Below are 22,287 nucleotides of genomic sequence, written 5' to 3' on the forward strand. Positions count from 1 at the left end.
AACTATGCGGGAGGGAGGCGATAATTTCACGCCCACAAAACTATTGCTATGCTTTACAGATCATTATGGATGATAACCTTTTTTACCCTGGTATGTGCCCAGGTGTTTGCCCACGCCCTCTGGATAGAGACCAGCCCGACCGGTAAAAAAGGCCAGCCCCAGGAAGTGCGCGTTTTTTGGGGAGAGTTTGCCGATAAGGATATTTCCCCGCTGGATAAATGGTTTTCCGATACCAAATCATACACCCTCACCCTCATTACCCCCGACAAGAAAGAGATCCCTCTCACTTCCGCCCCGGGGAAAGATCATTACAAAGCCTTCTTCACCCCCGAGTCTGAAGGCGTATATACGGTGGTGATGAAACATATCGTAAAAGAACTATATCATGGCAGCCGCCTGGATTACCATTCCAGCGCCAGCGTACTGGTGGGCAAAGGCGAAGCCAGCCCTGAAGTCAACAAAAACGATGTGAGCGTGTTCGTGGCCCCGAAAGCGGCGCACAAGGTGAATGAAAGCATCAGCCTGCATGCCCTGATGGACCTGAAGCCCGCTGCGGAACAGGAAGTAAAGGTGTTCGCGCCCAATGGCTGGGGCAAGGAACTGTATACGGACAGCACCGGCAAGGCGAGCTTTACCCCGCTCTGGCCCGGCAGGTATATGGTGGAAGTAGCCGGCACGCAAAAGAAAACCGGCCAGCACAACGGCCAGGCTTTTGAGGAAGTATGGAGATGCGCTACTTATTGTATCGAGGTAAAATAAACTCACTATTATAAAAAAAACGGGTGTATACGTTCGTATACACCCGTTTTTTGTGCGGCTATTTTTTACATGACCGCCAATGTGTGTAATTTCGTCTTTTCAAAATGTCATTGATAACCCCAATCCATATTGCCGTCCGTTATAATAAGGCATAACGATTCCATTTAGTTTATCCTTGTCCTTAAAAATCGCTTTCTTGATAAAGGGATGAATCCAGTAGGCAATTTTAGTGCTTAAAATCCCGATTCCCGCACCTGTAGCAACATCGGTAAGCCAATGTTTTTCGTTGGACATTCGAAAAAGACCTGTGCCAGCTGCGACCACGTAGCCGCCAATACCATACCAGACAGATACATGTTTATACTCCTGGTATAAAAATTCGGCACCCATAAAAGCCGTAGCGGTATGCCCCGAAGGAAACGAGTTTGTGTCTGAGCCATCTGGTCTTTTAACTTTTGAAGTTTTTTTTATGATGTTTACAGAGCCACCCATAATCAGATATGCCGTTGTCAAAACAATGGTTCTATCTTTAAAATTATTTTTTCCCTGTATGCCCAACGCATTTAAGGCATATACAGATAAAAACGGACTGTATTGGGAAAAATCGTCTAGGTTTACTTTCTTATCATCATGCTCCCTAAATTCATTTTTTGTACTGGTATTGATATCTTTTAAAGAAGGGCTTACAAGACCAACAACTCCATATCCGATTAAAACAGTTGGAATTATGAGCGATTTGTATTTGAATTGAATATTTTTCGCGTTTTTTTCTGAGTCGGTCGAATCGTTAATGCCCACTTTAAACTCAGGAATGCAAATATTTTGGCCAAACAGTGTTTCAGTATTGGACCTGTTAGCTATTATGCCGCTAAGGGTAATTTTTTCCTGCGAATATGCTTGGGACATATACGAAAAAAGAAGGATTAGCAAGGCCAAATTTCTGCCTTTCATTTATTAAAGTTTAGAGTTTAATGCCACAATTCCCGGCGAAAGTATATCGTTGTTGAACGCTCATATTTTATATATACAAAATGGCTTACTTTATATATTAAAGCAGCCTTTAGATGTAGTAAAACAGGTTGCAACATTCTGTCGTTGAGGCCTTGGCCAGGTTTGGCGATTAAAACTTAGCGTTTTTGCAGTTAAATCTTATTTTGGCAGGTAAATACATGTGCTCGAAACCTGAAATAGGCTTATGATTAAAACTTTGCACAACAGGAATATGGATGCCAATTGGATGCTTCAGCTGATCATTTCAGAAAAATACCGATTGCAACGTCATTTGTTACTAATCACGTTTTGTATTATTGTTTTGTATTACAGTCCACCGGACTACATAGAACCTTTCGAAACCTACAATCGGCTGATTATTTTTTTTCAGATAGTTTTATTGGCCTACAGTAACATGTATTTTTTTGTTCCTAAGTTTCTGTTTAGAAAGAAATACTTAAGTTATGGTCTTTTTGTGCTTTCTGGAATGATTCTTTCGTTTTACATTCATGAAGTTTTTTCCTCTTATTACAAGCCTGATTTACTTCCGAACGAGGATGACAATATCAACTTTTTGACCTTTTCTTTTATGATCATGGTGCTTATCATTGCATCGGCGGCGGTTAAGTTATTCCAGCAGTGGATATCGGATGCGCAACTGATTCATGATCTGGAACTTTCAAAAACTAATACTGAACTGGAGCAGCTCAAAAATCAGATCAATCCGCATTTCCTTTTTAACATGCTTAATAATGCAAATGTTTTAATTGAAGATGATCCCAAAAAAGCTTCGCAGGTTTTAATGAAGCTAAGTGACCTACTTCGGTATCAGCTTTATGACAGCTCGAGAGATAAAGTTTTATTAACTTCAGAAATCCATTTTTTGGAAGATTTTTTAAACCTGGAAAAAGTTAGACGGGATAATTTTAATTTTTTAATATCCAAAGAAGGAGAATTGAGTGGTGTTCAGGTTCCTCCCTTATTATTTATTTCATTTGTCGAAAATGCTGTAAAGCACAATAATGATTCAGCGAAATCATCCTATGTAAATTTGTTTTTCAGTGTTCGCCATACCGAGCTTTTTTTCAACTGCATAAACTCAAAACCCGCTGTAAAAGCAGTCAATAAATCCGGAGGATTAGGTCAGGCCAATATTAAAAGGAGATTAGAACTCCTGTTCCCTTCTTCACATGATTTGAAAATAGAGGACAATTTGGAAACATACTGCGTTACCTTAACTTTAAAATTATAAAATGAACTGCATAATAGTTGATGATGAGCCATTGGCAAGAAAAGCAATCCAAAAACTTGTTTATCAGACAGAAAACCTGGAATCTATAGCTTCATTTAACGGAGCGGATGCTACAAGGGAATTTCTGGCAAAAAATGCTGTTGATTTAGTATTTCTTGATATTCAAATGCCAGGAGTGAACGGGATTGAATTTGCCAGAACTATTCCTAAGAAAACTTTAGTGGTGTTTACCACCGCTTTTCATGAATTTGCTTCTGAGAGTTATGAAGTCGACGCTATTGACTATTTGATCAAACCTGTAAAATTAGAGCGCTTTCAAAAAGCGGTTGAAAAAGCGCAGACGTATTGTAAATTATTTCATACTGATTATACAAACAGCAATATAGAAAACATAACCGATGATTATATTTTTGTAAGGGCAGACCGCAGAATGTTCAAAGTACATTTTAGCGATATACTTTATATTGAAGGGTTAAAAGATTATGTAATTATTTACATAGAAAATCAAAAAGTGATTACACTTATGAATATTAAAACTATTCATAATTTGATTCCAAAAAGTTCTTTTGTCAGAGTCAGCAAATCCTACATCATCAATGTAAATAAAATAGATTCTGTAGATAACAATACTGTATATATTGGAAAAAACGAAATACCGATTGGTAATATTTATAGGGATTTCTTTTTTAATGAATTTGTAACAAAGAAACTTTTGAATAAGTAATAAAAAGGGTTCGGCCGCACCGGTCAGGATAAAAGCCGAACGGCCATTCACCTATTTCCTCAGCAGCGCTGTAGCGCACCACAGCAGTGGCGCCTGGCCATGCAGGTCGCCGGTGAGGCGCTTTCGGTCCAAGTAATACTGGTAGTCATTCTTCATATTGGTGCCTTCACAAACATCGCGGATGTCCGAATGCTCATCCAGGTAGGTGATGAGGGACAGCCAGGCCTTTCTCGCGGCAGGACCGTAGGTTTTGGCATCCAGCCAGCCATTTTTCACCCCGGTGATCATCGCGAAGGTGAACATGCCCGTGCAGGAAGTTTCTTTCCACGACTTCGGGTCGTCTATCAGCTGGTGCCACATGCCGTCTTCCGCCTGGTACTTCAGCAGGGAAGCCATCATCGTCTGGTAAGCTTTCAGGATGCGGGGGCGGTTGGGATTGTCCTTGGGCACGGAACGAAGCAGCTCGCTCATGCCGGCAGCCATCCAGCCGTTGCCGCGGCCCCAGAAGAAGGGCGCGTTGGGCGCATGGTAAAAAAGGCCGTTGGGCTTTTGAAGGGAATCCAGGTAAAGGATCATTTCATTGGCTGCTTTGTCGATATACGAACGGTTGCCGGTAGCACGGTAGGCCTGGCTCTGCACGGCGGTGATCATAAACATGTCGTCTATCCACAGGCGGGTTTGCCAGGTATAACCCTGGTTGTAGAATACATGAGATTCGGGTTTCACGCGTTTGCCTTCGGGCGGGCCCCATTGTTTGTCTGCAATGCCCTTACCGAGGGTGAGGTAACGCACATCTTTGGTTTGCAGGTAGAGCTCCAGCGGTACGGAACCGAATACGGTGTAATCCACATGGTCCGGCACGGGTATAAGCGTATCCCTTGAGCCAAGGAGCGGCTCGAACCGCTGGATGAGGTGCTTTTTGAGGGCTTCGTCCTTCGTTTCTTTTGCGAAGGTGAGGGCGCCGTACCAGGTGCAGGTTTCCGGGTAGGTGATCACTTTGGGTGGAAAGGGCCTGCCGAAGTTGGTGTGGGGCGTTGCCACGAAGTGGTCCGCCACTCTTTTCCCGATCTCTTCCGGGGTGGAACCTTTCGGGAAGTTTTTCAGGTCCGCAGACTGCGCGGTGGCGCCGGCGGATAACATCACTAAAGATGCCGCCAGCATTGGTGTCAGGTGCTTTGTTTTCATAACGTATGATTGAACAGAATACAAGTTATGCAAACGTTTGCATATTTACAAACAGGTCATGCGTAAAACTACGTGTTTTCAGAAATCAGCGGTTTTACGCGTGTTTTTGCCATCCGCCTGCCCTAATTTTACTCCTGCTAGTCTGATTACTACTGTTTGTTTTTCCCCAACCCCTCTCAGAAAGTACATCCCCGGATGTACTTTCATTTTTTACGCCTACACGGTTGATCCTTTAATAGAAAAAATTAATTTTGACCGAATGGTATAGAATTGTATTTTTGATCAGTTAAAACAATTACGACATGGCAGGAAGGTATAAAGAATTCGACGAGGGCAAAGCGCTGGCCGCCGCCACCGAGGTGTTCTGGACGAAGGGGTATGAAGCCGCTTCCATGGAAGACCTGCTGCAGGCGATGGACCTCAACAAAGGCAGCATGTACAATACCTTTGGCAGTAAGCGGCAATTATTCATCAGCGTGCTAAACAGGTTCTTCTTGAAAGAAGGCATGGCCATCCGTTCCACGTTCGAGCAGCACAAAAATCCCGTCAAGGCGCTTAAGGAGATCTTCCGGCAGGTAACCCAGCCCGCCGACATAAATGACCACAGCAAAGGATGTTTCCTCGTAAACACGCTCGGTGAAATGAGCGGTATGGACGAAGAGCTGGCCAGCCTCGCCCGTAATAAGCTCCTCGATGTGGAAACCATCTACCTGCAGTATATAAAAAAGGGCGTAAAAGAAGGATACATCACCACCCGGACCTCTCCCGAAACGCTGGCGAAATTCCTGGTGAACATGTGGAACGGTATGAGCATTTCCCGCCGCATTTATGGCCGGAAAGAACTGGAAAAGCTCGTAGAGTTGCAGCTGGACGTGCTTCAGCCGGGTTAACTTTTTTTTGTACTAATATTTGACTGAATGGTATAGAATTTACGGGGGCAAGCCAGGTTTCTTTTTCCGCGCCGCATTTTTTTTCTTCAATATTTGACCAATTAGTATAGAATTTAAAACATTTTTTATGACAACGTACAACACCATCTCCGTTAACGGACAGCAAATTTTCTACCGCGAAGCCGGCAGCCGCAGCAATCCCACCATCCTTCTCCTGCACGGCTTTCCCACCTCTTCATTCATGTTCCGCAATCTCATAACCAGCCTGGAAGACCGATACCACCTCGTTGCGCCCGATTATCCCGGTTTCGGCCAGAGCAGCATGCCCACCGTAAATGAATTCGACTACAGCTTCGACAACCTGGCCAATATCATGGAAGCATTCGTGGACGCCATTGGTCTCGGCAGGTTCAGCCTGTATGTCATGGATTACGGCGCTCCCATAGGTTACCGCATCGCCGCCCGACAGCCCGAAAGGATACAATCCCTGCTGGTGCAGAACGGCAACGCCTACCGCGAAGGCCTGACCGACTTCTGGACCCCCATTTTTCATTATTGGGAACACCCGGAAGAACCCGCCAGTATTGAAGCCGTCGCCGTGATGCTGACCCCCGAAAGTACCCGCTGGCAATATGTGAACGGGGTAAAAGATGTTACGAAGGTCAGCCCTGATACCTGGCTGCACGACCAGGCCCTGCTGGACCGCCCGGGCAACCGCGAGATCCAGCTGCAGCTTTTCCTGTCTTACGGTACCAACCCGCCGCTGTACCCCGCATGGCAGGAATATTTCCGCCAGCACCAGCCGCCCACCCTGGTAGTATGGGGCGAACATGACGCGATATTCCCCCCTTCCGGCGCCCACCCTTACAAACGCGACCTGCAAAATATTGAATTTCATTTGCTGGATACCGGGCACTTCGCGCTGGAAGATCATCTCGCGGAAATCGCCGCTTTGATAGACGGCTTTCTTGTCAGGAATGTAAAAAAAATTGCGGCGCTGGCAGTATAACACCAGTAAGATATGTTGATCCGGCATGGCTCCCCGCATGGGAGCCTTTGCCATTGGGATTGTTCACAGGATTATCTATTTTTATCGGATATATCCAACGACCATGCGCTCCTTTATTATCATCATCTGCCTTTTCGTAACCAGTCTCACCGCATCCGCCCAGCTTTTCAAAAAAGGTGACCGGGTTTGTTTTGTCGGCAACAGCATCACCCACAACGGTGATTACTGGCACAACATCGCCCTCTGGTATACCACGCGCTACCCGCAGCTGGGCGTCACCTTCTTCAACTGCGGCATCTCCGGCGATGTAACGAAAGGTATCATCAACCGCATGGACGAGGACATACTCGTGCACAAGCCCACCTGGGCCGTGATCATGATCGGCATGAACGACGTGAACCGCCCGCTGTATGATGCCAAACGGGCAAACGAACCGGGCATCAAAGAACAGCAGCAGCAGGCGCTTGTTACCTATAAAAAGAACCTGGACAGCATCATCCGCATTTTCCAGTCCAAAGGCATAAAAGTGGTGCTGCAAACGCCCTCCATCTACGACCAAACCTCCAAAATGGCCACCAGCAATCTTTATGGCGCGAATGACGCGCTGAAGACCTGCGCCGGTTATATCAAGGAATTCGCGGCCACATATAAGGTCCCGGTAGTGGACTACTGGACCTCGCTCAGCACCATCAACGCCGAAGTGCAGCGCACGGATTCCACGGCCACCGTGATCGGGAAAGACCGTGTGCACCCCGGCCCGGTGGGTCACCTGCTGATGGCCTGGGAATTCCTGAGAACATTCAAATCCTCGCCCATCGTGGCTACGATCGTTGCAGACCGCGATACGAAATCGAGCCAGGGAAAAGCGCAGCAGGCAAAGATCACCAACCTGGTGCGCGACGGCAATACGGTTACATTCACCGCCGAAGAGCAGGCGTTGCCCTTCCCGCTGCGCGACGAACAGGCTTTTGCCCTGGAGCTGGCGCCGTTCACGGAGAATTTTAACCGCGAAGTATTGAGGTTCAACTTTCTGAAACCCGGTAATTATGTGCTGTCAATAGACGGTGTGGAAATAGGGACCTATTTTTCCGGGGAGCTGGAAAGGGGGCTGAACCTGTCGCTGATCACCCAAACGCCGCAGTACCAGCAGGCAAAGAAAGTGCAGGCGCTGCTGCAGAACAGCTGGCGCCTCGAAGGCCAGCTGCGGCAGATACGCCTGGTGGAATACCGCTTCATCAACGCGCTGCCCGGAAAGGAAAACCTGGAAGTGGTGAAACATCACTACGATACCGGCTTCGTGAAAAAGCCAGATACCGATTACGCTAAAAAGCTGCTCACCGGCTACATCGAACAAAAACCGAAGGAAGCTGAGATCCGCCGTGAATGGCAATCTTCGTTGGATTCATTACCCGTGTTGCTGAAGCCGGCGCCGCATAAATATGTATTAAAGAGAGTGCAATAAATAATGGATATCCCGACGATAGATCATTTCGTCGCATCATTCACCTCGATCCAATACCCGTCCGGGTCCTGGAGGTAAATTTGTTTCACGCCGTCTACCCGTACGGTGATCTTTTCTTTTTCTCCCGCCCAGTTAATGAAGGTCATGCCCGCTTTTTTTAACCGGGTGATGAATTCCTCCACAGAAGGGACACTAAAACAGATATGAGAGTTCCGGTCACCTGTGTAAGGCGTTTTGGCGCCGGCTATAAGATGAAGATGGCTGGCCGGGCCCACGGAAAACCAGGTATGCTTGCCGTCGTGGAAAGGCTCGGGAATGGTATCCAGGCCCAGGAAGTCCCGGTAAAACACCGTAGCTTTTTCAAGATCCTGCACGTATAGCGCGAGATGGTTCAGGTAAGGCCGCGTTTTTTTCTGTTGCGCGGATACCGCCGTTGCGGCTGAAATAAGAAGACAAAGGAGCAGTAATTTCTTCATAACCCGTACAAGATAATAAATCCCCGGGTTTGTGAACCCTATTTCCGTTGGTACACGGGCGCTTTCTGCGGCATATTCAGCGGCAGGATCAGGAGGATGGACATGAGGGCGGAAAGGCCGATCAGGCTCATGCCCCAACCCAGCAGCATGCCGGCATCCCGGCCGGCGACGCGCGCGTCGCCCGCCTCGTCTATCAGGGCCAGCAGGAAATAAAAGCTGGCCACGAGCATCAGTCCGCCTACAGACATGCGGAATGCCGTGCGCCTGAAGAACAGCAGCCCCGAAAAGAGCAGCAGGAGGGTGAGCCCGAGGAAATTGATCATATCAGCATTCCATAATATACAAAGGGAACAGATAATGAAATAGGAGCAGGGGATGTAATGGAGGAGAAAAATGCCTTTTTTCATGGTTTGGGGGATTAATACTGTAATTTATGCAGTTGTTACAACTTTTCCTATCACATTTTTGTGCCTATTTTTGCGGGGTTTAAGGATGCGTTGCGCGGTCTTGCCCCGCAATTGCGCAAATAAATGGCTAATTTCGCCGCTTGAATACTCAATACAGACAATCATCAATATGGCAAACAGCTTATACGAATTCGGAATGATCGGCCTGGGCGTGATGGGGCGCAACCTCCTGCTCAACATGGCGGATCATGGATTTGCCGTGATCGGCTTCGATAAGGATACAGAAAAGGCCAAAGCCCTGGAATCCTCCGCTACCGCCGGCACACGCGTAAAAGGGGTGGTGTCGCTGGAAGAAATGATCAGCCAGCTTCAGCGCCCCCGCAGGGTCATGATGCTCGTGCCCGCAGGCAAACCGGTAGACGATGTGTTGGAATCCCTCAAACCCTTGCTGGAACCGGGCGATATCGTGATAGACGGGGGCAACTCCCACTTCACGGACACCCTCCGCAGGGTGGAATACATGAAAGCCGCCGGCTTTCATTTCATGGGCGTAGGCGTTTCCGGCGGGGAACAGGGCGCGCGCACCGGCCCCAGCATTATGCCCGGCGGCGACCAGGAAGCATACCCGCATGTGAAACCCATGCTGGAAGCCATTTCCGCCAAAGTGGAAGGAGAGCCCTGCGTGGCCTACCTCGGTAAAGGCGCGGCAGGCCACTATGTTAAAATGGTGCACAACGGCATAGAGTACGCCATCATGCAGCTCATCAGCGAAAGCTACCGCCTGCTGCAAAGCGCCGGTCTCAACAACGACCAGCTGCACCAGGTGTATAAGGAATGGAACAGCGGCGAAATGCAGTCTTTCCTCCTGGAGATCACGGCAGACATCTTCCTGCAAACAGACGACAAATCAGGTAACCGCCTCATTGATATGATCCTGGACAAAGCGGGCTCCAAAGGCACCGGCAAATGGACTTCCCAGGAGGCCATGGACCTGGCCGTGCCCGCTACCATCATAGACACGGCAGTGTCTATGCGCACCGTTTCGGCTTATAAGGACGAGCGCGTGCAGGCCGCCAGAGTATACGCGGAACCCAAAATTCCCGTGTCCGCCGATGCGAAACTTTTCATTTCACAGGTGAAAGACGCGTTACAGTTCGCCACCATCATGTGTTACGCTCAGGGCATGGCCATGCTGCACGCCGCTTCCGAAGCGCACGACATGCAGATACCCCTGCCCGACGCCGTGAAAGTTTGGCGCGGCGGCTGCATCATCCGTTCGGCCCTGCTGGGTACTTTCTACAAAGCGCTGAAAGAATCGCCTGAATTACCCAACCTGTTGCTGAACAAAGAAGTGGCCGGTATTGTAAAAGAAAAGGAACATAACATGCGCGCGGTGATTGTACAGGCCGCACAGGCCGGCCTGCCCGCGGCAGGATTTATGGCTGCGCTTTCCTATTTCGACGCATACCGCAACGAAAAGCTGCCCACCAACCTGGTGCAGGCGCAACGCGATTACTTTGGAGCACATACATACCAGCGGATAGACATGCCGGGCAGTTTTCATACCACCTGGCTACACCATTAATCATTTTTATCTTTTTTATGCAACATCATAAACGCCCGCCTGCTTCCATCCTCTTCATTTTCGGCGGCAGCGGCGACCTGAACTACCGGAAGCTGACACCTGCTTTGTATAACCTGTTCCTGGACGAATGGATGCCGGAACGCTTCGCCATTGTAGGGATCGGCCGCACGGAATACTCTTCCGATAATTACCGCACCCACCTGCAGGAGGGTATCGAGAAGTTCTCGCGCCGTAAAGCGGAAGTGAACGGCCACTACCAGGCATTTTTCGATCACGTCAACTACCTCCAGCTGGACGCCGGCGACGTGGCTTCCTACCAGCGCATCACGGAATTCGTGCAGCAGAAGGAAGCCGAATGGGGCGTGCACCCGAACGTGATCTTCTACCTCGCCGTGGCCCCGCAGCTGGTGCCTTCCATCGCGCAGGAACTGGGCACGCTCAACCTCTGCAAGGATAAAAGCGCTACCCGCATCGTGATAGAAAAGCCTTTCGGGCACGACCTGGAAAGCGCGCATGAGCTGAATGCCCTGCTCACCGGCCTGTTTGCCGAAGAGCAGATCTTCCGTATAGACCACTACCTCGGCAAGGAAACCGTGCAGAACATCCTGGCGCTCCGCTTCGCGAATGCCCTGTTCGAGCCCGTATGGAACCGTCATTACATCGACCATGTGCAGATCACCGCTGCTGAAAGCGTGGGCCTCGAAGGCCGCGGCGGATATTACGAACATTCCGGCGCCCTGCGCGACATGGTGCAGAACCATATCCTGCAGCTGCTTTGCATGGTGGCCATGGAAGCCCCCGTTTCTTTCGACGCCAACGAGATCCGTAATAAAAAAGTGGATGTGCTCAACGCCATCCGCCCTATCAAACGGGAAGACGTACATGAGTCCGCCGTGCGCGGCCAGTACGGTGCCGGCTGGATGAAAGGCAGGCAGGTAACAGGTTACCGCGAAGAAAAGGGCGTCAATCCTCAATCCAACACCGATACCTACGCCGCCGTAAAATTCTTTATCGACAACTGGCGCTGGCAGGGCGTACCTTTCTACGTGCGCACCGGTAAGCTGATGCACCAGAAAAGCACCCATATCACCATCCAGTTCAAAGAAGCGCCCACCTACGCCTTCCCGTCCGAAGCCGCTGAATCCTGGCGCAGCAACCGCCTCACGATCAGCATCCAGCCGGAGATGGACATCCGTATCCGGTTCCAGGCAAAACGTCCGGGACAGACCATGACGCTGGACCCCGTGAACATGACCTTCAATTACGAAGGCTCCGACGATCATACCCCCGAAGCATACGAAACCCTGCTGCTGGACGTGATGGAAGGAGACGCTACGCTGTTCATGCGTGCGGACCAGGTGGAATCTGCCTGGAAAGTGATCATGCCCATCCTCGAAACATGGGAAAACCGTATCCCGCAAGACTTCCCGAATTACGTTCCGGATTCCTGGGGCCCCGAAGATGCGGATGCGCTCATTGCGCGCGACGGTCACAGCTGGATCAACCTTCCACCGGAAAAAAAATAGCGCATTATGGAATTACACGTGGCAAAAGATACACAGCAACTGAGCGAGAACCTGGCCGCATTCATCAGCCAGTACATCCAGGAAGTGCTGCAGAAACAGGACCGCTTCACCTTCGCCCTCTCCGGCGGCAACACGCCCAAAGCGCTGTATACCCTGCTGGCAAAAGAGCCGTATGTGAACATGATAGAATGGAACAAGGTGCATTTTTTCTGGGGCGACGAACGGGCCGTGCCTTTTGAAGACGCGCGCAACAACGCCCGCATGGCTTACGACGTGCTGCTGGACCAGGTAGGCGCCCTGCCTGAGAACATCCACGTAATGCGTACGGACATTGAACCGGAACAATCCGCCGCCGAATATGAAAAGACCCTTCACCGCTATTTTCACGGCAGGGAAACCACGTTCGACCTCGTGCTGCTGGGTATGGGAGACGATGGCCACACGCTGAGCCTCTTCCCCGGCCTGCCCATCGTGCACGAAAAGAAAGCCTGGGTAAAGGCCTTCTGGCTCGAAGCGCAGGACATGTACCGCATCACGCTCACCGCGCCCGTTACCAACCTGGCCGCCTGCGTGGTGTTCATGGCTACCGGTTCCGCAAAGGCCCTCACGCTGAAAGCCGTGATAGACGGTGCGCCTGATCCCGACCGTTATCCGTCGCAGCTGATACGCCCTGAAAATGGCGACCTGCACTGGTTTGTGGACGAAGCGGCCGCCGAAGCGCTGCAGATATAACGGCAGAGAACATATTTCACAAGCCGGGAATTGCCTGCGGGCGCTTCCCGGTTTTTTATTGGCAGGCCAGCCGCAATGGTAGACATTAGGCTGGTTCGCCTAATCTCTTTAACTTCAGTTTTCATTTGAAATTTCCCGGAGATTGAAAGTACTAATCCTCTTCGCCCACCCGGCATTTGAGCGTTCCCGCGTTCACGCAAAACTTATCAGGGCAGTAAAGCAGCTGCCCGGCATTACGCTGCGCGACCTATACGAAGTATACCCTGACTTTGACGTACACCCTGACACGGAGCAGCAGGTGCTGAAAGAACATGATGTGATCATCTTCCAGCACCCGTTCTACTGGTACAGCGGCCCTGCATTGCTCAAGCAATGGATGGACCTGGTGCTGGAGCATGGCTGGGCTTACGGCAAAAACGGCGTTGCCCTGCAGGGGAAATACTGGCTGCAGGTCGTTTCCACCGGCGGCAACGAAGAAGCATACAGTCCTGAAGGGCATCACGGCCATGTGATCAAACAGTTCATGCTGCCTTTCGAGCAATCGGCCAAACTCTGCCATATGCATTACCTGCCGCCTTTCGTGGTACACGGCGCCACGCAACTGACCGAGCAGCAGCTGGACCAATACGCAGCAGGCTACACGAACATCCTGCAAAGCCTCCAGTCCGGCCAGCTGGACCTTCAAAAGGCGCAGCAGCTGCTGGAACTGAACAGTCTCGCAGGCGCTCCCGAAACAATATCCGCATCCAAATAAAACCCGGCTTTTATGACGAACGAATCCTTTTTTTACCAGGCGCTGGTGTACCTCGCTACCATGGTCGTGTTTGTACCGCTGGCCAAAAAACTGAACCTCGGTTCGGTGCTGGGATACCTGCTGGGCGGCATTATCATCGGCCCTTCCCTGCTCGGCTTGATAGGCCATGGAGGCGAAGACCTGATGCATTTTGCGGAGTTCGGCGTGGTGATGATGTTGTTCCTTATCGGGCTGGAGCTGGAACCTTCGCTGTTGTGGAAACTGCGCGCTCCCATATTGGGCCTGGGCGGGCTGCAGGTGACCGTTACCGCGCTGATAGTCACGGGCATTGCCGTGCTGGCGGGTTTGCCCTGGAACCAGTCACTCGTGATCGGGATGATCCTTTCATTATCGTCTACCGCTATCGTGTTGCAGATGCTGGGAGAAAAAGGGCAGATGGGCTCGGCGGCGGGGCAGAGCGCCTTTTCGGTGTTGCTGTTCCAGGATATCGCGGTAATTCCGATGCTGGCCATTTTCCCGTTGCTGGCGCCGGAAGGCGCGGCTGTATCCGCACAGGAAGGCAGCTCGCTGATCGCGGGCCAGCCGGCATGGGCAAAAACATTGATCGTATTGGGCGCGGTGACCGCTTTGGTGATAGGAGGGCGGTACGTGGTAAAACCGATCCTGCATATCGTGGCGCGCACGAGGCTGAGGGAACTTTTCACTGCCTCGGCCCTGCTGCTGGTGGTGGCCATCGCGGTGCTGATGACGCTGGTGGGTTTAAGCCCCGCCCTGGGCGCTTTCCTGGGCGGCGTGGTGCTGGCCAACAGCGAATACAGGCATGAGCTGGAAAGCGACATAGAGCCCTTTAAAGGGCTGTTGCTGGGCCTCTTTTTCATCGGCGTGGGCGCCACGATCGATTTTAACCTGATCGTCACGCATCCTTTGCTGATCGCGGGCCTGGTGTCGGGCATCATGTTCGTCAAATTCCTGGTGCTGCTGGGACTTGGAAAAATATTCCGCCTCAGCCGCGAGCAGAACCTGCTGTTTTCTTTCGCCTTGCCGCAGGTGGGCGAATTCGCTTTTGTGCTGTTTTCCTTTTCCGCAGGCGCATCTTTGCTGGATAAGGAAGTGGTGAACTCCATGATGGCCGTAGTGGCCATAACCATGGCGCTCACGCCTTTGCTGATGCTGGTTTTTGAGAAATGGATACAGCCGCGCTTCGGCTGCGCCGCGGAACAAAACGGGGAAAGAGAACCCGACCAGATAGACGAACGCAACCCGGTCATCATTGCCGGTTTCGACCACTTCGGTACCATTGTCGGGCGTTTTCTCCGTGCCAGCGGCGTAAAAGCCACGGTGCTGGATCTGGATTCAGACCGGGTGGACCTGTTGCGCAAAATGGGGCTGAAAGTATATTACGGAGACGCTTCCCGCACCGATCTCCTCAAATCCGCAGGAGCGGAACAGGCCCGCGTGATCGTGATCGCGATGGCAACACCTGAAAAGAACCTGGAAGTGGTCAACACCGTCAAAAAAAATTACCCGCACCTGCAAATGCTGGTAAGGGCAACCGATAACAACGATGCCTTTGAGCTGATGAACGAAGGCGTGCTGCGCATCTACCGCGAAACGGTGGACACTTCGCTGCGCATGGCTTCCGACGTATTGGAAATGCTGGGCAGAAGGGCTTACCAAAGCCAGCGCGCCGCGCGCATGTTCCGCCGCTTTGATGAGAAGTCGTTAAAAAGCCTTTCCGCTTACCGTGAAGACAAGCAGTTCGTGAATGTGATGAAAGAAAGGATCGAGGAACTGCAAAAGCTGATACAGGCGGATGCGTACACCAATATGATGATACGCGACGCCGGCTGGGACCGCGATAATGCGGAAGAACGGAATTAGTGCAGTGAGCTTTCTTCCGGCCGCCGGTTCTTTCCTTCTTCTTCCAGCTGCGCCAGCCGCTTTTTGCCATATGCCAGCCGCGTGATCAGCACATACAGCACCGGTACGGAGAAGATGGCGAGCACAGTGGCCGCCAGCATTCCCCCCACAACGGTGAACCCGATATTCACACGCGAAGCCGCGCCGGCCCCGTGTGCAAATACCAGGGGCAAAACGCCGAGAATGAACGCAAAAGACGTCATCAGGATAGGCCTGAAACGCAATGCGACCGCTTCCAGCGTGGCTTGTATCAAAGGCATGCCCTTGTCCACCCGCTCTTTACAGAACTCCACGATCAGGATCGCGTTTTTGGCGGAAAGGCCGATCAGCGTAATAAGACCGATCTGGGAATACACACTGTTAGCCTGTCCCGATAGCCACAACGCCAGGATGGACCCGAACAAGGCTACCGGAACCGCCAGCAGTACGGAAAATGGGACAGACCAACTTTCGTATAGGGCGGTAAGTAAAAGGAATACGAATAAGATAGACAGCATGAATATCAGCGTGCTTTTGTTGCCCGCTTCAATTTCCTGCCGGGAAATATTGCTCCAGTCGTAGCTGAAATTGGCCGGCAAAACCTGTGCGGACACTTCTTCCATGGCCTTGATGGCATCGCCGCTGCTGTAGCCTGGTTTGCTCGTGCCGCTGATCTCTATGGAACGGTAAAGGTTGAAGTGGTTGATCACCGGCGCACCCGCTCCCAGCTTATATTTGATAAGACTGCTCAGCGGCACCATCTCCCCGTTCAGGTTGCGCACGTAATAGAACTGCAACTGGTCGATGTTCTTACGGTAATTGGTATCCGCCTGCAGTACCACGCGGAAGCTGCGGCCGAAGCGGGTGAAGTCGTTCACATACAAACCGCCGAGAAAAGTTTGCAACGCACCGAACACATCGTTTACCGCTACGCCCAGCTGCTTGCAGCGGTCGCGGTCCACCTCCACATTATATTCCGGCGTGGCGGCGCTGAAGAAAGCATATGCCCGGGCTATTTCGGGGCGCTGGTTGGCGGCTGTCAGCACGTCTCGCAGCACTTTATTGAATTCCATGATGTCGTTGCCGCTGCGTTGTTCCAGCACGTAAGAGAAACCGGACGAAGTACCCATCCCGCGGAGCGTGGGCGAAGGCAGCGCCAATACGGTGGCTTCCGTGATCTGCGACAGCTTGCCCTGTAGCCGCCCAATGATGGTGTTCATGTTCTGTCCCGTCTCGTACCGTTCATCCCAGGGCTTGAGGTTTACGAACCAGGTGGCGGAGTTGGGTTTGTTGGCGCCGGCCACGAAGTTGATACCGGCCACACCCATGTAATGCGCCACGGCAGGGTCTTCCGAGAGTATCTTATTCACTCTTTCCGCCACTTCCCTGGTGCGCACGGACGATGCTGCGTCCGGCAGCTCAAGGGCGAGGAAGAGCGCGCCCATGTCTTCCTGCGGCACGAAAGTGGTAGGCACTTTTTGGAACAGGTAGAACGCGGCGCCGAAAAGAATGCCCAGCATGATGAGCACGAAAGCCGTTTGTTTGATCGCCCGCCGCACGCCGTGGGTGTATTTTTCGGTGAACCGGCCGAACCACCTGTTGAAGCGGAAATGCAATGCATTCAGCCCTCTCGATCTTTCATTCAGCTGCGTAGGTTTCAGCATAATGGCGCAAAGCGCGGGTGTGAGCGTAAGCGCGAGGAATGCGGACAGAATTACTGAGAATGCAATGGTAAGCGCGAACTGCTGGTACAGCTTGCCGCTCACGCCCGGTATAAATGCCACGGGCACGAACACCGCGGCCAATATCAGGCCGATGGCGATCACGGGAGCCTGCACTTCGTGCATGGCGCGGTAGGTGGCATCGCGTGGCGACATGCCGTTCACGTCTATGTGATGCTGCACGGCTTCCACCACCACAATGGCGTCGTCCACCACGATCCCGATGGCCAGCACGAAGCCGAACAGCGTAAGCGTATTGATGGAAAAGCCGAGCAGTGTGAAAAAGATAAAGGTACCGATGAGCGAAACGGGGATTACCAGCACTGGCACCAGCGTGGCCCGCCAGCTTTGCAGGAAAATGTACACTACCAGCACCACGAGCGCCAGCGCTTCCAGGAAAGTATGTATCACTTCGTTGATGGAGATCTTTACGAAGGAAACCGTTTCGAAAGGAATGAGCCAGTTCACGTCCGGCGGGAATGTTTTTTCCAGTTCTTTCATCCGGTTCTGCACACGTTCCGCCACATCCAGCGCGTTGGCGCCGGGGGAAAGGTAAATGGCCATCCCGGTGCCGGGCATGCCGTCCGCCCGAACGTCTATCGCATAGCTGAAAGAGCCGAGCTGCTGGCGTGAAATATCTTTTAACCGCACCAGCGAACCGGTTTGCGGGTTGGTGGTCACAATGATGTCCCCGAATTCTTCGGCGGTGAGCAGGCGGCCTTTTACTTTTACGGAGTATTCGAAAGCCTGGTTCTTATTGGCTGGCGGCGCGCCGATAATGCCGGCGGGCGCCTGTGTATTCTGTTCCTGGATAGCCCTCGCCACGTCTGACGTGGAGATGCTGAGGTTGGTCATCTTGTCCGGGTCCAGCCAGATGCGCATGCTGTAGTCGTTGGCAAAGGCGGTCACGTCGCCGATACCGTTGATGCGCGCTATTTCGGGTTTGAGGTAAATGTTGAGATAATTTTCGAGGAAAGACTTGTCGTGCGTGCCACCCGGGCTGTTCAGCGCCAGCACCATCAGCATGTCGTTGGAGCGCTTTTTGGTGGTAACGCCCACCCTGCGTACATCATCCGGCACGGAAGGCAGCGCCAGGCTCACGCGGTTCTGTACGTCCAGCGTGGAGATATCCGGATCGGTGCCTATTTCAAATGTGACGGTAATGCTCATGGAACCATCGTTTGCGCTCACAGATTGCAGGTACATTGCGCCGGGCGTACCGTTCACCTGGTTCTCGATGGGGGTGGTCACGGTTTCTTCCACGGTAGTGGAGTTGGCGCCTATGTAGTTGGCAGTTACAGACACGGTGGGCGGAGCAATGTCCGGCAACTGCGCCACGGGAAGGTTTACCATGCAGATGAGCCCTACGATCACCAGTATGATGGCGATCACGATCGTGGTATTCTTCCTTTCTATGAACGTTTTAGAGATCATGTGCCTTTATTTTACATTCACGGTATCGCCCGGTTTAACTTTCTGAATGCCTTCCACCACGATGCGCTGCCCGGCTGTAAGCCCTTTGTTGATGATCATGACGCTGTCCACGATCGGCCCTTTTTCAATGGGCACCGCCTGCACCACGTTGTTCCGGTCCACGGTATATGCTTTCACCTCTCCCAGTAATTCCACAATGGCTTTAGATGGAATGGCGATCTGGTTCTCGGTATGGTAACGTATCTGCACCAGCGCCGTCATGCCCGATTTGAGCGTTTCTCCTTTGTTGGGGAACGAAAGGCGCACACGCAGGGTGCCCGTCCTCGGGTCCACGACATTATTCACCAGCAGCACTTTCCCTTCCTGCGGATGCACGCTGCCATCGGGGAAAGCAATGTAGTACCGGATACCTTGTTCGTCCTTTTTTATATTGCCTGCGAATTCACTGTACCGGCCTTGCGGGATGTCGATGTCCGCATAAATGGGATCTTCGTTCACGAGTGTGTTGATAACGGTTGAACCCGCGGTCACCAGGTCGCCGATGCGCAGCTGCGCGATGCCTATCTTTCCGTTCATGGGCGCGCGGAGCACGGCATGACTGATATCCGTACCGGTTCTTGCTCGGGAGGCTTTCGCTGCGGCGAGCATGGCTTCGGAGGTCTTCACGGCGGTACGCGCCTGGTCCACCGTCTGCCGGCTGATAGCATCCTGTTTCAGGAGATTGGCGTATCGTTCGTAGTCCTGTTTCTTTTGAGCCAGGTCGGCTTCGGCCTGCAACACGGAAGCATTGGCCTCGTCGTAACTGGCCTGGCTGCGGCTTTTATCCACTTCATACAGCACCTGCCCTTTTTTGACGGTGCTGCCGTCTTTGGCGCGGATGGCTTCCAGGTAGCCGGTTACGTCGGACCGTATGTCTACGATCACATTCCCGGTAAGCGAAGCGGGGAAACTTTCCGTCACCACGTAGCTGGTGGGCTTCACTTCATATACGGTTACCGCGGGGCGTGGCATAGGGCCGCCTGCCTGTTGCTGCTTTCCTTTGCAAGCCGCTGCCAGCAAGGGGATAAGCATTAAATAGATGGTGCGGGTGCATTGCATATCCATTGATTTATTCCACTTTGATCTTGCCCATGGCCTGGTCCAGTTTCACTTTGCTGATAAGGGCATTGATCAGTGCGGTGATATATTCATTCTGCGCAAGTTTGAGATTGTTGTCGGCAGATATAACATCGAGGCTGGTGGAAACGCCCTGTTCGTACTTCAGCACCACACGGTCGTACACGCCCTGGTTCAGTTCGATGTTTTTCTGCTGGGTAACGAAGGAAGCGTAATTGTTCTTGTACTGCGTCCAGGCGTCGCGTACCTGCAGCTGTATCTGCTGGTTCAGGTAGTTCAGGTCGTTTTCGGATTGCCGGAGAGTGATGGCGTACTGCCGTGCCTGGTAAATTCTTTCGGTGCCGGCGAAGATAGGCCAGGAAAGCCGCAGGCCCAGCGCCGAAGCGCCATACCCGGTTTTATACAGTTCGGAGAATTCACCGCCGAACCAGTTGAAACCATAGTTCACGAAGGCATTGAGCGTGGGCAGGAATTCGAGTTTTTTGCTTTTGAGGTTCAGCCTGTTCAGCTCCACCTGTACGCGCTGCATGGCGTATTCGGGGCGGTCCAGCACGCTGTAGTTCAGGCTGTCGGGCAGGGCGGTGCTGGTGAAGTCCTGTACGGTTTCCTTCAGTTCCAGCTTCGCATTAAGAGGCATGCCCATGCTGTATTTCAGTACATCGTAGGCATACTCGCGGGTGCGTTCAAGATTGGCGCGTTGTGTTTCCACGCTGTTGAAGCTGGCCTGTATGCGGTCCACATCTATCCTTTCCGCCACGCCTTCACCGTACCGCGCTTTGGTGTCTTTGAGGGTTTTGCCGAATTGTGCGAGGTTGGCGTCCACAATGCGGATGCCTTCCTGTGCCACGAGTACGTCGAAATAAGCGACGCTCACCTGCACGCGGGTATCGATGGCGGTGCGCTGGAGGTCGCGTACGGAAAGTTCGTCGTATACTTTGGCGGCGCGCAGGCCGAGGAAATAATCGCTGTTAAAAAGCGTCTGCGTGGCTTCGCCGGTGAGGGCGGAAGAGAATTTGGTGCCGAACTGGACGGGGATCTTGTTGTTCGGGTCGTTGGCAATGTCCGGTATCAGTGAGGTTTGCAGTTTCAGGTTGTCGGTAAAGTTGCCGGTAACGGTCACATGGGGAAGCAGCCTGCCCCTCATTTCCCGGATCCTCTCCTGGCTGGATTGCCTGCTGAGGCGGGCGTTCACTACATCGTTCTGGTTACTGAGGGCATATTTTACGCATTCTTCCAGCGAAAAAACGTAGGAGCCGGCGGTATCCTGTTGGGCAAAAAGCACTTTTACGGCCAGCAGGAGTACTACAGTCAGCAAGGTTTCACGGAAGTTTATGTCGGGGAGCCAGCATCTCATACGGAAAAAAATTCGGTTAAAAAGCCGGTAATACTAGTAAAGAACAATCCTAAGTTAAAAAGGTTCAATGGTTTATTCCGCCCCTTATGGAAAATAAATTTCCCGGCATCTTCCTTCTAAACAAACTGCCATGGAAACAACCAAACTCACCAAACAAGACTTCCTTGACATTCTTTTCAACGACAGGAACAAGGACTATGGCGCTTATGACCTGCGCCGCCGCTACGATAAACGTGTACGCAACGCCGTGATAGGCATGGGCGGCATCGTATTGCTGATCATCGGGGGATATAGCGTAGGCAGCCGCCTGATGGCTAATGAGGGGCCGGTGCGGGAAACATTTATCCCTTACGAAGCCCCGGAGCGCATCGACCCGCTCATCGAAAAGCCCCCTGTGATCCCGCCTCCCACCCGCGTTGAGCCACCCGCCGCCAGCAGGCCTACAGTACAGCACACAACATTTGCCGTGGTGCCGAATGAACAGGTGAACCCTGAAGATGAACCCCGTAAGAACAGTGAATTACAGGAGGTAGCTATCGGACTGAAAACAGCGGACGGCGACGTAAACGGCAGCGATAATGGCGCGCCTGAAGGCTTCGGTGGGGGCAACAACGTGGTGGAGGCGCCGGAAGTAGTAGACCGGGAAAAGCCGGTAACCTTTGTACAGTTTATGCCTGAATTTCCCGGCGGTGAAAAAGCGCTCTCCAACTACCTGAGCAGGAATATACGTTATCCGTCGATGGCTTCTGAAACGGGCGTAGAAGGAACCGTGTTCATCAAATTCGTGGTAGGCTCCACCGGCGAGATCAGGGATGTGGAAGTGGTAGGCGCGAAGAAGGGCGCAGGACTGGAAGAGGAAGCTATCAGGGTGGTGAAAAAAATGCCGAACTGGAAACCAGGGAGGCAGAATGGGCAGGCAGTGGCAGTGTATTTTAATCTTCCCATCCGTTTTACATTGAATCCTCAATAAGAAGATTGAATTGGTCCCGAAATCAAAGCAGGCCGTGCACGC

General features: G+C 51.9%; 19 protein-coding genes. 12 read left to right on the forward strand and 7 right to left on the reverse strand.

Going from position 1 to position 22,287, the window contains the following annotated elements; genetic code table 11:
• The first annotated feature begins 48 nt into the window (after window positions 1-48).
• On the forward strand, window positions 49-759 hold the full coding sequence (locus ACTJIK_RS07315) for a DUF4198 domain-containing protein (protein ID WP_440645706.1): 711 nt from the start codon (window positions 49-51) through the stop codon (window positions 757-759).
• Window positions 760-858: 99 nt separating this feature from the next.
• Here ACTJIK_RS07315 and ACTJIK_RS07320 read toward each other — a convergent pair whose 3' ends face one another.
• Window positions 859-1,710: a phosphatase PAP2 family protein gene (locus ACTJIK_RS07320; RefSeq protein WP_440645707.1), complete on the reverse strand. Its 852-nt coding sequence runs from the start codon at window positions 1,708-1,710 to the stop codon at window positions 859-861.
• Window positions 1,711-1,954: 244 nt separating this feature from the next.
• Here ACTJIK_RS07320 and ACTJIK_RS07325 point away from each other — a divergent pair, with 244 nt between their 5' ends.
• The gene (locus tag ACTJIK_RS07325) at window positions 1,955-3,001 is read left to right on the forward strand and encodes a sensor histidine kinase (RefSeq protein WP_440645708.1); all 1,047 of its coding nucleotides are present in this window, start codon (window positions 1,955-1,957) and stop codon (window positions 2,999-3,001) included.
• Between the two features lies 1 nt (window position 3,002).
• Window positions 3,003-3,725 (forward strand): LytR/AlgR family response regulator transcription factor, encoded by a 723-nt coding sequence (locus ACTJIK_RS07330; protein WP_440645709.1) that lies wholly within the window; start codon window positions 3,003-3,005, stop codon window positions 3,723-3,725.
• Window positions 3,726-3,776: 51 nt separating this feature from the next.
• Here the strand turns inward: ACTJIK_RS07330 and ACTJIK_RS07335 are convergent, their stop codons facing one another.
• A complete protein-coding gene (locus ACTJIK_RS07335; protein WP_440645710.1) occupies window positions 3,777-4,910 on the reverse strand; it encodes a glycoside hydrolase family 88/105 protein in 1,134 nt (377 codons plus the stop codon).
• Between the two features lie 302 nt (window positions 4,911-5,212).
• Between ACTJIK_RS07335 and ACTJIK_RS07340 the strand changes: the two genes are divergently transcribed.
• The 3 genes from ACTJIK_RS07340 to ACTJIK_RS07350 all read left to right on the forward strand — a co-directional run bounded on the left by ACTJIK_RS07340 (window position 5,213) and on the right by ACTJIK_RS07350 (window position 8,271).
• Entirely contained in the window at window positions 5,213-5,800 is a 588-nt protein-coding gene (locus ACTJIK_RS07340) for a TetR/AcrR family transcriptional regulator (protein WP_440645711.1), read from the forward strand.
• 127 nt (window positions 5,801-5,927) lie between these two features.
• On the forward strand, window positions 5,928-6,809 hold the full coding sequence (locus tag ACTJIK_RS07345; RefSeq protein ID WP_440645712.1) for an alpha/beta fold hydrolase: 882 nt from the start codon (window positions 5,928-5,930) through the stop codon (window positions 6,807-6,809).
• A gap of 103 nt (window positions 6,810-6,912) precedes the next feature.
• Window positions 6,913-8,271 (forward strand): SGNH/GDSL hydrolase family protein, encoded by a 1,359-nt coding sequence (locus tag ACTJIK_RS07350; protein WP_440645713.1) that lies wholly within the window; start codon window positions 6,913-6,915, stop codon window positions 8,269-8,271.
• A 23-nt stretch (window positions 8,272-8,294) separates the two neighbouring features.
• On the opposite strand, the gene ACTJIK_RS07355 is transcribed toward ACTJIK_RS07350, so the two are convergent.
• On the reverse strand, window positions 8,295-8,747 hold the full coding sequence (locus tag ACTJIK_RS07355) for a VOC family protein (protein ID WP_440645714.1): 453 nt from the start codon (window positions 8,745-8,747) through the stop codon (window positions 8,295-8,297).
• A 38-nt stretch (window positions 8,748-8,785) separates the two neighbouring features.
• Entirely contained in the window at window positions 8,786-9,154 is a 369-nt protein-coding gene (locus tag ACTJIK_RS07360; RefSeq protein WP_440645715.1) for a hypothetical protein, read from the reverse strand.
• Window positions 9,155-9,323: 169 nt separating this feature from the next.
• On the opposite strand from ACTJIK_RS07360, the gene gndA reads away from it, so the two are divergent.
• The 5 genes from gndA to ACTJIK_RS07385 all read left to right on the forward strand — a co-directional run bounded on the left by gndA (window position 9,324) and on the right by ACTJIK_RS07385 (window position 15,632).
• Window positions 9,324-10,739 carry an NADP-dependent phosphogluconate dehydrogenase gene (gndA, locus tag ACTJIK_RS07365; RefSeq protein WP_440645716.1) on the forward strand — a complete coding sequence of 472 codons (1,416 nt, stop codon included), beginning with the start codon at window positions 9,324-9,326 and terminating at the stop codon, window positions 10,737-10,739.
• A gap of 17 nt (window positions 10,740-10,756) precedes the next feature.
• On the forward strand, window positions 10,757-12,265 hold the full coding sequence (gene zwf, locus ACTJIK_RS07370; protein WP_440645717.1) for a glucose-6-phosphate dehydrogenase: 1,509 nt from the start codon (window positions 10,757-10,759) through the stop codon (window positions 12,263-12,265).
• Window positions 12,266-12,271: 6 nt separating this feature from the next.
• A complete protein-coding gene (pgl, locus tag ACTJIK_RS07375) occupies window positions 12,272-12,997 on the forward strand; it encodes a 6-phosphogluconolactonase (protein ID WP_440645718.1) in 726 nt (241 codons plus the stop codon).
• 142 nt (window positions 12,998-13,139) lie between these two features.
• A complete protein-coding gene (gene kefF, locus ACTJIK_RS07380; RefSeq protein ID WP_440645719.1) occupies window positions 13,140-13,751 on the forward strand; it encodes a glutathione-regulated potassium-efflux system oxidoreductase KefF in 612 nt (203 codons plus the stop codon).
• Window positions 13,752-13,763: 12 nt separating this feature from the next.
• Complete coding sequence (locus ACTJIK_RS07385) at window positions 13,764-15,632, forward strand: monovalent cation:proton antiporter-2 (CPA2) family protein (RefSeq protein WP_440645720.1); 1,869 nt, start codon at window positions 13,764-13,766, stop codon at window positions 15,630-15,632.
• Here ACTJIK_RS07385 and ACTJIK_RS07390 read toward each other — a convergent pair.
• From ACTJIK_RS07390 to ACTJIK_RS07400, 3 genes are read right to left on the reverse strand one after another with little or no spacing between them, the layout of a single operon-like run.
• Window positions 15,629-18,805, reverse strand: coding sequence for an efflux RND transporter permease subunit (locus tag ACTJIK_RS07390; protein ID WP_440645721.1), 3,177 nt, complete (start codon window positions 18,803-18,805; stop codon window positions 15,629-15,631). The two genes, ACTJIK_RS07385 and ACTJIK_RS07390, sit on opposite strands and share 4 nt — an antisense overlap.
• Before the next feature lie 6 nt (window positions 18,806-18,811).
• Window positions 18,812-19,903 (reverse strand): efflux RND transporter periplasmic adaptor subunit, encoded by a 1,092-nt coding sequence (locus tag ACTJIK_RS07395; RefSeq protein ID WP_440645722.1) that lies wholly within the window; start codon window positions 19,901-19,903, stop codon window positions 18,812-18,814.
• Window positions 19,904-19,913: 10 nt separating this feature from the next.
• Complete coding sequence (locus ACTJIK_RS07400) at window positions 19,914-21,275, reverse strand: TolC family protein (RefSeq protein WP_440645723.1); 1,362 nt, start codon at window positions 21,273-21,275, stop codon at window positions 19,914-19,916.
• Window positions 21,276-21,405: 130 nt separating this feature from the next.
• Between ACTJIK_RS07400 and ACTJIK_RS07405 the strand changes: the two genes are divergently transcribed.
• Window positions 21,406-22,245, forward strand: a complete 840-nt coding sequence (locus ACTJIK_RS07405) for a TonB family protein (protein WP_440645724.1) — start codon at window positions 21,406-21,408, stop codon at window positions 22,243-22,245.
• Window positions 22,246-22,287 lie beyond the last annotated feature (42 nt).

The sequence above is a fragment of the Chitinophaga sp. 22620 genome, from assembly GCF_052044405.1.
GTDB lineage: Bacteria > Bacteroidota > Bacteroidia > Chitinophagales > Chitinophagaceae > Chitinophaga.

Bases quoted from the DNA above. Each gene is read 5' to 3' on its own strand.
- pgl (WP_440645718.1), top strand. From the start codon at position 12,272: ATGGAATTACACGTGGCAAAAGATACACAGCAACTGAGCGAGAACCTG.
- ACTJIK_RS07385 (WP_440645720.1), top strand. From the start codon at position 13,764: ATGACGAACGAATCCTTTTTTTACCAGGCGCTGGTGTACCTCGCTACC.
- ACTJIK_RS07330 (WP_440645709.1), top strand. From the start codon at position 3,003: ATGAACTGCATAATAGTTGATGATGAGCCATTGGCAAGAAAAGCAATC.
- ACTJIK_RS07400 (WP_440645723.1), bottom strand. From the start codon at position 21,275: ATGAGATGCTGGCTCCCCGACATAAACTTCCGTGAAACCTTGCTGACT.
- ACTJIK_RS07360 (WP_440645715.1), bottom strand. From the start codon at position 9,154: ATGAAAAAAGGCATTTTTCTCCTCCATTACATCCCCTGCTCCTATTTC.
- ACTJIK_RS07320 (WP_440645707.1), bottom strand. From the start codon at position 1,710: ATGAAAGGCAGAAATTTGGCCTTGCTAATCCTTCTTTTTTCGTATATG.
- ACTJIK_RS07350 (WP_440645713.1), top strand. From the start codon at position 6,913: ATGCGCTCCTTTATTATCATCATCTGCCTTTTCGTAACCAGTCTCACC.
- ACTJIK_RS07355 (WP_440645714.1), bottom strand. From the start codon at position 8,747: ATGAAGAAATTACTGCTCCTTTGTCTTCTTATTTCAGCCGCAACGGCG.
- ACTJIK_RS07325 (WP_440645708.1), top strand. From the start codon at position 1,955: ATGATTAAAACTTTGCACAACAGGAATATGGATGCCAATTGGATGCTT.
- ACTJIK_RS07315 (WP_440645706.1), top strand. From the start codon at position 49: ATGCTTTACAGATCATTATGGATGATAACCTTTTTTACCCTGGTATGT.
- ACTJIK_RS07390 (WP_440645721.1), bottom strand. From the start codon at position 18,805: ATGATCTCTAAAACGTTCATAGAAAGGAAGAATACCACGATCGTGATC.
- ACTJIK_RS07340 (WP_440645711.1), top strand. From the start codon at position 5,213: ATGGCAGGAAGGTATAAAGAATTCGACGAGGGCAAAGCGCTGGCCGCC.
- ACTJIK_RS07395 (WP_440645722.1), bottom strand. From the start codon at position 19,903: ATGCAATGCACCCGCACCATCTATTTAATGCTTATCCCCTTGCTGGCA.
- ACTJIK_RS07345 (WP_440645712.1), top strand. From the start codon at position 5,928: ATGACAACGTACAACACCATCTCCGTTAACGGACAGCAAATTTTCTAC.
- gndA (WP_440645716.1), top strand. From the start codon at position 9,324: ATGGCAAACAGCTTATACGAATTCGGAATGATCGGCCTGGGCGTGATG.
- zwf (WP_440645717.1), top strand. From the start codon at position 10,757: ATGCAACATCATAAACGCCCGCCTGCTTCCATCCTCTTCATTTTCGGC.
- ACTJIK_RS07405 (WP_440645724.1), top strand. From the start codon at position 21,406: ATGGAAACAACCAAACTCACCAAACAAGACTTCCTTGACATTCTTTTC.
- ACTJIK_RS07335 (WP_440645710.1), bottom strand. From the start codon at position 4,910: ATGAAAACAAAGCACCTGACACCAATGCTGGCGGCATCTTTAGTGATG.